The 13,896-nt window shown below is 43.3% G+C and carries 14 protein-coding genes; 10 read left to right on the top strand and 4 right to left on the bottom strand.

All coding sequences use genetic code 11. From position 1 onward, the window contains the following. Positions 1-106: 106 nt before the first annotated feature. The 9 genes from GXP65_RS00565 (at position 107) to GXP65_RS00525 (ending at position 8,734) form a co-directional block, all read left to right on the top strand. Complete coding sequence (locus GXP65_RS00565) at positions 107-475, top strand: late competence development ComFB family protein (RefSeq protein WP_045376698.1); 369 nt, start codon at positions 107-109, stop codon at positions 473-475. A gap of 64 nt (positions 476-539) precedes the next feature. After that, positions 540-821 carry an HlyU family transcriptional regulator gene (locus tag GXP65_RS00560; RefSeq protein WP_162091712.1) on the top strand — a complete coding sequence of 94 codons (282 nt, stop codon included), beginning with the start codon at positions 540-542 and terminating at the stop codon, positions 819-821. 434 nt (positions 822-1,255) lie between these two features. Beyond that, complete coding sequence (locus GXP65_RS00555) at positions 1,256-2,812, top strand: Re/Si-specific NAD(P)(+) transhydrogenase subunit alpha (protein WP_162091711.1); 1,557 nt, start codon at positions 1,256-1,258, stop codon at positions 2,810-2,812. A 12-nt stretch (positions 2,813-2,824) separates the two neighbouring features. After that, on the top strand, positions 2,825-4,219 hold the full coding sequence (pntB, locus tag GXP65_RS00550; RefSeq protein WP_005427135.1) for a Re/Si-specific NAD(P)(+) transhydrogenase subunit beta: 1,395 nt from the start codon (positions 2,825-2,827) through the stop codon (positions 4,217-4,219). Between the two features lie 187 nt (positions 4,220-4,406). Then, complete coding sequence (gene vxrA, locus GXP65_RS00545; RefSeq protein ID WP_346265896.1) at positions 4,407-5,828, top strand: sensor histidine kinase VxrA; 1,422 nt, start codon at positions 4,407-4,409, stop codon at positions 5,826-5,828. Then, positions 5,803-6,465, top strand: a complete 663-nt coding sequence (gene vxrB, locus GXP65_RS00540; protein WP_005427102.1) for a response regulator transcription factor VxrB — start codon at positions 5,803-5,805, stop codon at positions 6,463-6,465. The genes vxrA and vxrB overlap by 26 nt, the downstream gene beginning before the upstream one ends. 8 nt (positions 6,466-6,473) lie before the next feature. Further along, entirely contained in the window at positions 6,474-7,355 is an 882-nt protein-coding gene (locus GXP65_RS00535) for a DUF2861 family protein (protein ID WP_050909171.1), read from the top strand. Positions 7,356-7,414: 59 nt separating this feature from the next. Then, positions 7,415-8,536: a conjugal transfer protein TraF gene (locus tag GXP65_RS00530; RefSeq protein WP_045457038.1), complete on the top strand. Its 1,122-nt coding sequence runs from the start codon at positions 7,415-7,417 to the stop codon at positions 8,534-8,536. A gap of 42 nt (positions 8,537-8,578) precedes the next feature. Next, positions 8,579-8,734, top strand: coding sequence for a YoaH family protein (locus tag GXP65_RS00525; protein WP_005427041.1), 156 nt, complete (start codon positions 8,579-8,581; stop codon positions 8,732-8,734). A gap of 1,171 nt (positions 8,735-9,905) precedes the next feature. Here GXP65_RS00525 and GXP65_RS00520 read toward each other — a convergent pair. Continuing rightward, positions 9,906-10,436, bottom strand: coding sequence for a hypothetical protein (locus tag GXP65_RS00520; RefSeq protein ID WP_047477169.1), 531 nt, complete (start codon positions 10,434-10,436; stop codon positions 9,906-9,908). Between the two features lie 517 nt (positions 10,437-10,953). On the opposite strand from GXP65_RS00520, the gene GXP65_RS00515 reads away from it, so the two are divergent. Beyond that, positions 10,954-12,102: a hypothetical protein gene (locus GXP65_RS00515; protein WP_162091709.1), complete on the top strand. Its 1,149-nt coding sequence runs from the start codon at positions 10,954-10,956 to the stop codon at positions 12,100-12,102. Here GXP65_RS00515 and GXP65_RS00510 read toward each other — a convergent pair. The 3 genes from GXP65_RS00510 to GXP65_RS00500 all read right to left on the bottom strand — a co-directional run bounded on the left by GXP65_RS00510 (position 12,094) and on the right by GXP65_RS00500 (position 13,791). After that, positions 12,094-12,516, bottom strand: a complete 423-nt coding sequence (locus GXP65_RS00510) for a phage protein (protein WP_162091708.1) — start codon at positions 12,514-12,516, stop codon at positions 12,094-12,096. The two genes, GXP65_RS00515 and GXP65_RS00510, sit on opposite strands and share 9 nt — an antisense overlap. Positions 12,517-13,091: 575 nt before the next feature. Continuing rightward, the gene (gene yciH, locus GXP65_RS00505; RefSeq protein ID WP_005531338.1) at positions 13,092-13,403 is read right to left on the bottom strand and encodes a stress response translation initiation inhibitor YciH; all 312 of its coding nucleotides are present in this window, start codon (positions 13,401-13,403) and stop codon (positions 13,092-13,094) included. A gap of 4 nt (positions 13,404-13,407) precedes the next feature. Further along, positions 13,408-13,791, bottom strand: a complete 384-nt coding sequence (locus tag GXP65_RS00500; protein ID WP_162091707.1) for a DUF3319 domain-containing protein — start codon at positions 13,789-13,791, stop codon at positions 13,408-13,410. Positions 13,792-13,896: the final 105 nt, after the last annotated feature.

Raw genomic sequence — 13,896 nt, 5'->3', positions numbered from 1 at the left:
AACGCTGACAAAAAGAGAGAGGTTGATTAAATTAAGAGCAATCAACGAGTTGCAGAGCGAGTTCGACTGCTATAATTTCAAGGTGTTGAACAAAGGAGAAAAATCGATGCAGATCAGTTCAGACGTACACAATTACATGGAAACCTTGGTTGGACAGGTGCTCGCTTCAGACCAATACGTAGATCAATTCGACAACGAACAACTGGCGGATATCGCGTGTTTAGCTCTGATCCAGCTGAAGCCTGTTTATATTCGTCATGACATCGATTTTCTGTCGGCACTCCCAGAACGCAGATTGGCACAGTTCAAACAAAGTGTTGATGTCGCTGTTGAGAATGCAGCGACAATGATTCAAGAAGACAGACGCAAAAATCGTAACAATGATGTGCCTGTAATTTTGTCGCATACCAGTTATGATGAAGACAAAGAACTGGATTGGTTCGAAAAACCGATCCTCAACGTCAACATAAAGTAAATGACGTTCGCTACCGTATATAACAATCAATATACAGGAGAGTGGGCGTACCCAAGGAGGAACCGTGGGATTCTTTTCGCGCTTGTTTGGTGGCAGTGATAAAACTGCTGAAGTAAAAACCGTCGAACCAGTCGAGTACAAAGGCTACCTGATCTATCAAGAAAGCCTTTCAGAAGGCGGTCAGTACCGCATTGCTGGACGCATCGAAAAAGACTTCGACGGAGAAGTGAAATTACACCGTTTTATCCGATCGGATTTGTTGGGGTCAGAGCAAGATGCCAATGAGTTGATGTTGAAAAAATCGCAGATGTTTATCGATCAAATGGGTGAAAAGATCTTCGATTAAGAAATCACTGCAACTTGATACGAATCATCTTAAAGAGAGCCATTAGTGTATATGCTGATGGCTCTCTTTCTTTTTTAGGCTTAAATATTTGTAAAACAAGCAATTAACACTCACCTGGTTAGACCTCTGCTGAGTAGCGCTAATCGTAGTTATTTTTCAGCGCGAAGTAGACAAATATTCATTACTTAGCGTTATATGTAATGAAATTTAGTATTTTTATTACAAAATACTTGAAGTCACGATAGACGTTCGATAAAAACAGAAGAATAACAGGGCTGTTAGTCAAGATGTGGCTGTGCAAATGGGTGACCCCAAACACCATCATTCGTTTGTGTTTTCTTGCGTAGTAAACAGATAGAAATAAAAAAGAATTAGAGTAGAGCGACGCTCTGTTTTGGGACTAATTATTGATATGTATACAAGGAGTATGCGTTTTGCAAATCGGTGTACCTAAGGAAATACTCGCAGGTGAATCGCGAGTAGCTGCCTCACCTAAATCGGTTGAGCAGTTAATTAAGTTGGGGTTCGATGTCGCAATCGAATCACAAGCGGGGGTGCTAGCCAGTTTCGATGATGCCGCTTATGAAGCAGCAGGGGCGAAAATTGTATCTAGTGAAGAAGTATGGACGTCAGGTTTAATCCTTAAAGTGAACGCGCCACTCGTAGATGAAGAAAAAGGCATCGACGAAATCGCATTACTGCAAGATGGCGCAACATTAGTGAGCTTTATCTGGCCAGCTCAAAATGCTGAGTTAATGGAACGACTCTCTAGCAAGAACATCAACGTTCTCGCAATGGACGCGGTTCCTCGTATCTCTCGTGCGCAAGCATTAGACGCGCTCTCTTCTATGGCGAACATTGCCGGTTACCGTGCAGTGGTTGAAGCCGCTCATGAATTCGGTCGATTCTTTACTGGTCAAATTACCGCAGCAGGTAAAGTACCGCCAGCGAAAGTACTGGTTGCAGGTGCAGGTGTAGCAGGTCTTGCTGCTATCGGCGCTGCTGGTAGCCTTGGCGCTATCGTTCGCTCTTTCGACGTTCGTCCTGAAGTAAAAGAGCAAGTTGAATCGATGGGCGCGGAGTTCCTAACCGTAGACTTCAAAGAAGATTCCGGTTCAGGTGACGGCTACGCGAAAGAAATGTCGGATGAATTCAACAAAAAAGCCGCTGAGCTATACGCTGAGCAAGCGAAAGACGTTGATATCATCATCACAACGGCTCTGATTCCTGGTAAACCTGCGCCAACGCTTATCACCAAAGAAATGGTGGATAGCATGAAAGCGGGCAGCGTGATCGTCGACCTTGCTGCTGCAAACGGTGGTAACTGTGAATACACAGTAAAAGATCAAGTAATCACCACGGCGAACGGCGTAAAAATCGTTGGCTACACCGACATGGTAGGTCGCCTGCCTACGCAATCTTCTCAGCTTTACGCAACCAACCTTGTAAACCTTCTAAAACTGCTTTGCAAAGAGAAAGATGGCAACATCGATATCGACTTCGAAGACGTTGTACTTCGTGGCGTAACAGTAGTAAAAGAAGGCGAAGTGACATGGCCTGCGCCACCAATTCAGGTGTCGGCACAGCCACAAGCTAAACCGCAAGAACCCGTTAAGCCTCAGCCTAAAGTTGAAGAGCCAACGTCACCAGTGAAGAAATTCGGTGCACTCGCTGTCGGTTTAGGTGCCTTTGCTTGGGTTGCTTCTGTTGCTCCGGCTGCGTTCTTATCTCACTTCACCGTATTCGTACTGGCGTGTGTGGTAGGTTACTACGTAGTTTGGAACGTAACACATGCACTGCATACTCCACTTATGTCTGTAACCAACGCGATTTCAGGCATCATCGTAGTAGGTGCACTGCTGCAAATTGGTCAGGGTAATGGCGTCGTTACCTTCCTATCATTCATTGCTGTACTCATTGCAAGCATAAACATCTTTGGTGGCTTTACCGTGACCAAACGTATGCTTGAAATGTTCCGCAAAGATAAATAATAGGAGTGACCAATGTCTGCAGGATTAGTACAAGCGGCATACATTATTGCTGCGCTATTTTTCATATTAAGTCTCGCGGGACTTTCTAAACAAGAATCGGCAAGAAAGGGTAACTACTACGGTATTGCGGGTATGGCGATTGCGCTTATTGCGACAATCTTTAGCCCGAATGCAGAAGGGTTCGTTTGGGTCATCATCGCAATGGTAATCGGTGGTAGCATCGGTATCCACTACGCGAAGAAAGTAGAAATGACTCAAATGCCAGAACTGGTTGCGATCCTACACAGCTTTGTAGGTATGGCTGCAGTTTTGGTAGGTTACAACAGCTACCTTGAGCCACCAGCACCAGTTTCAACTGACCTTGCTGGTATTCACGCTGAGCACGTGATTCACCTAGTGGAAGTATTCCTTGGTGTGTTCATCGGTGCGGTAACCTTTACGGGTTCAGTCGTTGCTTTCGGTAAGCTACGCGGCACGATCTCATCTTCGCCACTTAACTTGCCTCACAAGCACAAAATGAACCTTGCGGCGATCGTCGTTTCTACGCTTCTTATGATTTACTTCGTAAAAGCGGACGGCAGCATGTTCGCACTGATCGTAATGACGCTGATTGCATTCGCATTCGGTTACCACTTAGTGGCGTCTATCGGTGGTGCAGATATGCCAGTTGTGGTTTCAATGCTGAACTCATACTCAGGTTGGGCAGCGGCGGCGGCAGGTTTCATGCTTGCAAACGACCTACTGATCGTAACGGGTGCACTAGTTGGTTCTTCGGGTGCGATCCTTTCTTACATCATGTGTAAAGCGATGAACCGCTCGTTCATCAGCGTTATCGCTGGCGGCTTCGGTCAAGAAGTTGTGATTTCAAGTGATGAAGAGCAGGGCGAACACCGCGAAACGTCAGCTGAAGAAGTGGCAGAAATGCTGAAGAACTCAAAATCAGTGATCATCACACCGGGATACGGCATGGCAGTAGCTCAAGCACAATACCCAGTGCACGAGATCACGGAGACATTGCGTAATCAGGGCATTGAAGTTCGCTTTGGTATTCACCCTGTTGCTGGCCGTTTACCAGGTCACATGAACGTTCTACTGGCAGAAGCAAAAGTGCCTTACGATATCGTACTAGAGATGGACGAGATCAACGATGACTTCCCAGAGACAGATACCGTTCTGGTTATCGGCGCGAACGATACAGTGAACCCAGCAGCGCTTGAAGATCCAAACAGCCCAATCGCAGGCATGCCTGTATTAGAAGTTTGGAACGCGCAAAACGTAGTCGTATTCAAGCGTTCAATGAATACCGGTTACGCAGGCGTACAAAACCCACTGTTCTTTAAAGAAAACACTTCAATGCTATTCGGTGATGCGAAAGAAAGCGTCGAGGCAATTTTCAAAGCATTGTAAAATATTTGCTCTAAAACTAACCAAGGCCAGCATTCGCTGGCCTTTTTTTGTGGGGCTTCAATGTTATAGTACTGCAAATCCTTGAGCCGCCTAATGTCATTCGCTTGTTTATTGATGTATAGTTCTGGCTAATATAACAAGTAACGGTAACAGTTTGATTAAACAGTTTTTGCTCCGTTCTGCTTTAATGCTGCCAATTTTCTCGGCACCCGCATTTGCAGATTCATTACCAGAACGAATAGATACGTTTACAGAGCTATTTAATTACGAAGTAGCTCTTAAATCGTATGATATACGCATACTGCAATCTAACTACCCAACCAAATTGCTCTCGCCGGACTCAATGTTGCCGCAAACGGCAGACTACCCGCTGAAAGATATTCAGCAGTTGTACCGTTTAGCCAACACGTGTCGCGGAAAGTTACCGTTAAGCCCTTTAATTACTGAACCTTTAGTCTTTACGCGTGCCATATGTAAGGGGACGCAACTGACACCGCGTTGGTTCTCGCGCAGCGGTTTGATCCACCCAGGTGGGGGAACCTATGCAGCGCGTTATGCAGAAAAGTATCCAGAGCTTCGTCCTAAACTTGCTCAATACATGCATATCAAAGAGCGAACTAACGATGAAGGGGACGAACTACTCGCAAGCCTGCAAAATATGGATGACGATGCGATCAACGCACTCATCGCCGGCGCGAGCATGTTTATTGAAGACAAAGAGCTGTGGCTACGCCGTGGCGACCATTACTTTGTATTCGCCAAAAACGTATGGCAGGAAAACGTCGCAAACGCGGGTCTGTCTTACGGATTAGCATCAGAAAGCCGAAGCTGTTTCGTAAAACGCGGCAATATCTGCTGGGATGTAGAAGATCACTCACAAGTGTTGCGGATCAGTATGATCATCCTTGTGATAGCCAACATCTTGCTGGTAATAGGCTGGGCAGTGTATCGTTGGAACAGCAAGCGTGAAGAAATGCGCAGCCGTATGCTGGTACTGCAGATTCTAACGCACGAGCTAAGAACGCCAATTGCATCGTTGTCTTTAACCGTTGAGGGATTCCGTCGCGAGTTTGAACATCTTCCTGAAAGTGTTTACGACGAATTTCGCCGATTGTGTGAAGATACGCGCCGATTACGCCAGTTAGCGGAGGCAAGTAAAGATTATTTGCAATCTGATAACCAAATGCTTGCAACAGACTGGGTTCCATCGGTTGCAGAATGGCTAGAATATAAGATTGAAGAAGAATTTGATAACGCTGTACTATTCAAAATAAACGAAGATGTAGCTGCTAAAGTTAACGTGTACTGGCTTGGTACCTGTATCGACAACTTGCTACGAAACGCACTGAAGTATGGTGAAGCACCGGTAGAACTACGTGTAGAAACCAGTGCAGATAAGATCATTATCCAAGTCATAGATGCCGGCAGCTTGACTGCAAAAGATTGGGCAAACCTAAGAAAACCGTTCGTAAGTAAGAGCGGACTAGGGCTTGGATTAACAATAGTTGAATCAATGGTAGGCCGCATGGGCGGAAAAATGTCCCTAATGGGACCACCTACAACCTTTATATTGGAGATACCTTGTGAAACAGACACTGCTTCTCGTTGAGGACGATAAAAACTTGGCTGACGGCCTGTTAGTAAGCCTGGAACAAGCAGGATATGAGTGTTTACATGTGGAGCGTATTTCAGACGTTGAGCCACAATGGAAAAAGGCTGACTTAGTCATTCTGGACCGCCAACTACCAGATGGCGATTCAGTACAATCTCTTCCTGAATGGAAAAAAATTAAAGATGTTCCAGTAATTCTGCTTACTGCACTTGTTACTGTTAAAGATAAAGTTGCTGGTCTAGATTCTGGCGCGAACGACTACTTAACGAAACCTTTTGCTGAAGCCGAGCTATTTGCTCGTATTCGTGCACAACTTCGTGCACCAGATGCAGCAGAACAGGGCAACGCTGACAAAGTGATGACCAAAGACCTAGAAATCGACCGCGCGACACGCGAAGTTGTATTCAAAGGCGAAATGATAACACTGACTCGTACTGAGTTTGATCTGCTGTTGTTCTTGGCATCAAACCTTGGCCGCGTGTTTACGCGTGATGAACTACTCGACCACGTTTGGGGTTACAACCATTTCCCTACAACTCGTACAGTAGACACACACGTACTGCAGCTTCGTCAAAAACTGCCAGGTCTTGAAATCGAAACGCTTCGTGGCGTTGGCTACAAGATGAAAGCGTAATCGCAAGAATGAAAACACTACTTCCTGTAGTTCTATCATTACTGTTAGTGAAACCAGTCCATGCAACGGACTGGTTTCAATCCAATACGCCTTTAACTCAAGCACACCAACATCTGCTAGAGGATGACCTTGGTGGCATGTTCAATTCCCTTGTTGAACTTTGGCAAAGCGAACCCAACAAAGAAACCAGACCACATCTTAATGACTTGCTCGCTCAATCATTATCAAAAGACTGTGGTAAGTCTCTCACAGGCGTTACGCTTCCAGATTGGATTAGCGGTATTAACGTTATCCGTCAAACTATTCAAAGCCCAGGGCGAGATACCTATCGACTCGTGGTTAAGCTGCGCGCGACAACCGATATCGAAGACATCTCATTTCGTCGTTGGGTTGATAGCTCAATCTCTGCTGATAGCTCCTTCAATTATGAAGAGCCGCAAGAGGGAACGGAGTTGGCTAACGAACGCAACTTCCTTAAACGCTATAACTTAACCGGTAAGTTAGATGCGGGGTTGTACCATCTCTCTATCACCACAAAAGACAAGCGTACTTATCGCACTTGGGTGATTTTGGGGGATTCAAACTCATCGCAATACGTTCGTTGGACATCAAAAGAGAATTGGAAAGTAGAAAAGAGCGCACTTCGTAATCCGCACTGTCCTTTACCGCAATTGGAAGTAGGCCTATACGACTACATCGAAGGCCAATACGATCAAGTGTGGAAAAAGACCTACGAATCGAACTACCCAAATGCACTCGAACTCGAAGGTATTCCAAACGATCGCTACGTTCTAGCTGTCAGCATCAACAGTCGCCGTTGGCAAGGGGACATTATTGTGGAGCAAGCTCAAACTATTAGCCGAACTTATGATGTTTCTCTCGAAGAATAGCTAAAGAAATTACACTTGTGCCGATATAAGTTCAGGAAGAACGAAAACACAAGTGTAGTATGAAGACACAATACAAAATTTTAGCCACCACGATGACTGCAGCGCTATTCTCAGGCGCTGCTTCTGCTGCCACTTACGCAATTGAAGCTCGCAGTGATGCAATGGGTGGCGTGGGCACCGTATCTGCCTCTTATCTAACCGCACCATTCTTTAACCCAGCGCTTACCGCCATTTACCGACGTAACGACGACGCAGGTATGATTGTGCCGAGCTTTGGTATCAACTATAACGACCAAAACGGTTTAATCGATGAGATTGAGCGAATAGGCAAGCTCACGGACCCAACCGAAATCGTAAATTCATTAAATGCCATTGATGGCCAGAAAATGGACTTCGATTTAGGCGGTGTGGTTGCAGTTGGTATCCCAAACAAGTTCTTATCTGCAACCGCATACGGCAAACTGTATACTGAATCTTTCGTTGAGCCGACCATCGATACAGTAAGCGGCGATCCATTAAATGACAGTTACGTGCGCGGTGTATCCATTGGCGTAGCGGAAGCGGGTATTTCACTGGCGAAGTACACCAACTTCATGAACCAGCACCTGTCATTTGGTATCACACCAAAACTGCAACGCATCTACACCTATTCATACGCGACCAGCTTTGCCGCATTTGACACTAAAGACCTGCGTGAAAATGAAACCGCAGAAACCATGTTCAACTTAGATGCTGGCGCACTTTGGTTCTTTGGACCATATCGCTTGGGTATCTCTGCCAAGAACTTGATTGGCCGCGACGTGAAAACTAAATCATTCACATACAACGGCGACACGATCCAATCCTATGAGTATAGCATGCGACCAGTTTACACCGTTGGTGCGGGTTACGTAGCGGATTACTTTAGCTTTAGTGTCGATTACGATTTAAACGAAGAGAAGAAGTTCTCCACTTTTGACGACAACACACAAATGCTACGCGCCGGTTTTGAGATTGATGTCCTTCGCCAGCTTGCACTTCGTGGCGGTTATATGACAAACCTAGCTCGTTCAGATGACGAGGGGACAATAACAGCTGGTCTTGGCTTATCGCCACTTAACTTAATTGAAATAGACATTGCTGCCCGATACACCAACGCAGATGCAATGGGCGCTTCAATTAATTTCCTTGCGACCTATTAAGCGAATCGTTATAGTCAGCTCCTCACATTGAGGAGCTTTTTTATGTTTGACGATTTACCACCTCTGTCCCATCAAGAACAGCAACAAGCTGTAGAACGTATTCAAGAACTAATGCAAAAGGGCACGAGTACCGCAGAAGCGATTAAGATCGTTGCAGAGCAAATTCGAGCAGAATACGCCGCAAAGAAACAAGACTAAGAAATTACAAAGAGCAGGGCACAGACCCTGCTTTTTTACGCCCGTTGTATAGCCCTCGAAAACAAACAACTCACCACCTTTCCGCCACGTTCATCTGACAAAACATTTAGTTACCGCGTCACACTAATAGACCCAAAGTAGAGTGGAAAACACTGCCATAATGCATTGGTAAAATTTTACTAATTACAATTAACTGTCACCTTTTCCAAGCAGTCGAAAACACTACAACAAATCCATTTTGAACGCTAAGTTGTTTAAATACAGTAATTTAACTCAATATAAAGAACTGACGCACACTTACTTGCCACCTAAAATTGTAATTAAATTACAAAGCCAAATTAAAAGGCATTTCTGAGTAGTGGAATATCCTGTAAAAATCTAAAAGAGACACCGTCACTTTGAAGATTGATAATTTAAGTTAGTTGTATAGCGACTTCTGAAAGCAGTAAGTACTTGCGGACTAAATTCCATCGAATCAGAAATACTCGAGTGAAACAGAAAATCTAAAAGCCTAAATCGTACGAATTGAGATTGGTTGGACGTCCAGTTAGAACCGTTATGTGAGAGAAAATGATCACTGGGCTACATAGCGAGCCATAGCACTTTAGAGAGCAGTTTTACTTGCGTGTTACATCGTAACTTTTGGTCTAATAAAAAGGGAGAAGACCAGACGCTCGTGCCTTTGATAATAAATACAGAGAGCAAACATTGGCAGCGAACATTAATTACTGCTTGGAGGGGCGCTTCCTTTCTTCACTTGATTTTGCTTCAAGATAGAAACTCAGTGTCGGGCTCCGAAAGGAAACATAAGCTTGTCGGCAGGGAGAGTTATGTAGAGTGTGTCTAAACATTGTGTAATGTGGATCTTCAAAACGTTTAAACCTTTCGAGTGAGTTCAGAACCGTACTAATGATGATTTACACAGCGTAATCCGAACCGATACCTTGGGCATGTCTATTGACCTAGACGGGCTTCGAAAATGTTAATACTTACGTTTCCATGATCAGTGAGAAGCCTACTAAAAAGCCGAACCCTTGGCGATGGGGTTCGGCTTTTTGCTCTTCATAGTAGTCTGACTCACTTCGTTCCCAACCACACCGGTAACACACCAGAGTGTTGATGAAAGGTTTACCGCGTTGGTTCGAAGACAAGGCCAAACTAATCTTCAGTATCAATCCATTTGGGCATTCATAGGAAAGCTTCTTGAGTTACTGTATTGGATATCCTTGTAGTTACCCTTCATTGCACCATTCGAAACAGACAGATAGTTGATCGTCACAGCAGGGTTGCCACCATATCCGTTAATATTAATTTCTATCTTACCATCTTGTTTGGTTGCCACACCGACACCGGACTTAAACACATTGCCATTATGCTCATAGGTCATGCGCACTCGGATGTCGGTACTAGGGTAAGCTTGATCTAAGAACTGGAGCTTCCAGTTATCAGTCAGGCTCCACCTGGTATTTGTTAGCATGTTGATTGAACTTGGGTTCGCGAAGTTTCTGGCGATTTTCATGGTGCCATATTGGTCAAGAAAAATGATCTCATCTCTGCCATCTCCATCCGTGTCACCCAAAGCAAACTGAGACACTTGATGACCACTTAGGATAGTTTCTACAGAGAAATCGCTTTCAGCCACTGCATTGTAAGATAGGAAAAGTAGGGGTAGGCATAACGCTTTTGATTTTGTAATTAGCACAACATATTGACTCTTATTATGAATTTGCGAGCAATATATATTCTCTGGTGTAACTCTGTGCAATGATTAATTTTATAAAATCATGAGAGTCTATCGAGGATCCCACAAACGGCCAGATTTAACTTTAGTTCTCTTTCTAAATAGAACTATCGTTTGGCTTAATAAACCGTCAGGTAGGGAAGAATGATTCTGCCTAGATAGCATGTTGGTTCTAAAAGCTTCGCGCAACGCTGACGCATAAAGGATGAAAACGTGCGCCAGACTTCGAACCCACAATAATGACGATTTACACAGGGGGCAGGGAGCCAATACCTTTGGCAGGTCGATTGACCTCGACAGGCTTCCAATTCGTTTTCATCGACGTCCACCAAAATCAAGAAGCCTACAGAAAAGCCGAACCTTAGCGATGGGGTTCGGCTTTTTATATGAAACAGCTTCTTGTTTGCTTGCCAAGTAAGCGTTAACATCCTGCGAGAAAGTCAGTAGATAAGGCTATATTAAGTTTAAGAGGGCAATTGTGCGCAAGTCTGAATTTACCGTTATTTATCAGGCAACGTTAGTTTTTATAGCGTTTTTAGTTTTAATTTCTTCTATTTTTGGTGTCGAAAATGAAAATATTAAAGTCATATCATTGGTGTTAGGGGGAATAGGTTTTTTATTTGTTGCAACAATCCTTTTGCGTAATATCAACAAAAACAAACCAGTAAATAGTGAAGAGACCAAAGCATCAAACAAAGAAGACATTGCCTTCTTTATATTAATATCACTAGTCATTTCAATAGTTTTAGGGGTATTTTTATTAAGGTTTGATTTGGACTTCTATCAACCGTTGGACAAATGGGAAAAGGCATCTTCATTCTTCAACAATATATTCTCTCCGATATTTCTAATCATAAGTGTAGTATTAATATACTCTACTTATAGAGTTAACAAGACAGAATTAAAGCAAACACAGGAAGCACTTAGGCGTCAGAATCTCATCGACTTGAACGCACAAAAAGAAGCATCCTTAATCCGAATGTGCAAAGAAATTTCTGGAATAATTCACACAGAAGACCACCTAATAGATAAGGATAGTGAAACGTACAAGCCAATATCTGAATGGGGATTCAAAGTGGCTAATAACTGCGACGATGCGCCTGACATTATAAAAATGTATATAGAAGCAACGGAAGATAAGAATGAAATTGCAAAAGAGTGCTTAGAAAAAATACACGATAAATTTATAAGTATATTCTCAGATGACTTTGATGGAACTTATAACAAAAGATCATATAGTCATTACTTCGAAAGGTACATTGAATACCTTGAAGGTGATATTAATTCATTTTTCAAAGACGTAGAAGTAATAGAAATAAATCACGTCATTTCTAAGCTCACAGAAAGAAAAGTACAAACAGAGTTTTTCTCTAGAATGGCTACAGTTTGCTATATATTTAATGAAATTGCCCCTGAAAACAAAAAAATATCAGCTCTTATAATTGACTGTGAAATTGGTTGGGAGTCTATAGCGATGTATTACTTGTACTCTAAACATTGCACCTGTAAAGGTCACTACGCTGTAGACCATGAGGTTATAGAAAAAAGCATCGCCGAGATTGCAAGCCTAACGAACTTCCAACCAAGCTTTATCGACTTAGATAAGAAGTATACAGATTTATTTTAGTTTACTCGGTGTCCACTCGGCGGCTTTCATTCGATGGCCGCCACGAAACGGTAAGACGTTTTCTTTTGCAGGATAGACCTTGGGTTGGTCTATGTGCCCAAACTTTTCGACAAGCTGGCGGTGTTCATCACGCCAGAACACAAAACTTTCCAATTCTTTCGGGCTGAACTCACGACCAGATGGTGTGATGATTATGGCGCGTTTCTCACACACACGAAAACCAGACCAACGTAAATCATTAGGCAAGTAACCAATCGACTTAATCAGCATGAGTTTTTCTGCCATTGGATTGATTGGAACCGTGCCATCAAGCCAACGGGTAATCGTCGGTTTAGACACATGAAAATATTCAGCGCCTTGCTTGATGGATTTAAACTCTCGCCAAAAGAGTGTGCGGAATGACTCGTGAAACATGACAACGCTCGCATATTGGATAACTGACTAAAATTAATTTTCTTGTTGTTTTTGCCGATACAGAACGCTTCATAATGTTGCGGTCGGGGATTTCGGCGTTTTTCGTAGATTGCACAAAACAATCGCCAGAGATAGTACAAGTAACTTGAGTTATGGAAACTCACAAAATTAAAAATTACAGCTTGGTTATCAGACACTTATGAAACGCTTAATCAAATAGTTAGCCTTTGTTAACAAAACTCGATTCAGTGCGCATTATGTATATTATGTTAAATGATATATCAACGTACGCCAAATCTTCTCTAGATTGGTCTCCTATCCCTCTCAGATTTTAAAATACGGCGCTTTTTGATAGTGTCATTAAACATAACCGTTATTTACCATAAAATAGCTAATATGGATCTATCAATCTACGATTGCTTGCTCTGCTATTAGCTGGGTTTCTTTCAATAGCTGTTTTGTGTGTAGTGCTTCGCAGATGTTTATCTGGATTAAGTTCTGCAAGCTTGTCCAAACTGCAGATACAAAAAGAGCGTCATACTCGACGCTCTTTAAAATCTTTTGCTCAGCTTGAATTAACCACCGGCTAATTTTACTGTCATACCTTTCTTTTCAAGATGTGCTTTGATCTTGTCACGAGCATCACCTTGGATTTCGATGTTGCCATCTTTTACAGAGCCACCACAGCCGCAAACTTTCTTAAGTTCAGCTGCTAGTAATTTCAGTGGCGCGTCATCCAAATCCAAACCTGTCACGATGCAAACACCTTTGCCTTTACGGCCTTTAGTTTGTCGTTGAATACGAACAATGCCGTCGCCTTTAGGACGTTCGACTTTTTCTTCTTCTGGTTTGATGCGACCAGTCTCTGTTGAATATACGAGTGTCATATTCTTATTTCTTTTGTTGTTGTGCTTGTAGCGCTTTTTGTTTTGCAATCAAATACGCTTCGATATGGCGTTGAATGGCAGGTTTGGCACCTTTTATCAACTTGCCGTTGAACATACAGTACCAAGCATTTGCCTCACCTGTATCGTTCTTTATCGTGTAGCCGTTAAATACTTCAGATTGTGGACTGCTGGTGCTTTGCGCTCTCTGACCAAGAGTCGCAAACTCTTTAGGGTCAATGATAGATGCCGTGTCACACCACCAATCTATGCTCTTTTTTACGGCCGTTAAACTGCCTTGTAGAACGTGGTTCTTGATCTTGACCTTCCAAACGGCACCGTCAGGTCCGCCTGATTGCAGGTTAAAACCTCTATAATTTGAAATTGCCATACCACTGAGCCATCTATTTAATGCTTTGATACAATCATAAATGCAACCGAGAAATAGTCAAAGTTTAGCACTGTGCCATTACTCAGTTATGCTTAGGTTTACCAC

It is taken from the genome of Vibrio sp. LB10LO1, from assembly GCF_010092875.1.
GTDB lineage: Bacteria > Pseudomonadota > Gammaproteobacteria > Enterobacterales > Vibrionaceae > Vibrio > Vibrio campbellii.
Note: the sequence above shows the minus strand (reverse complement) of the source record. Positions and strands in the feature narration are given on the sequence as shown.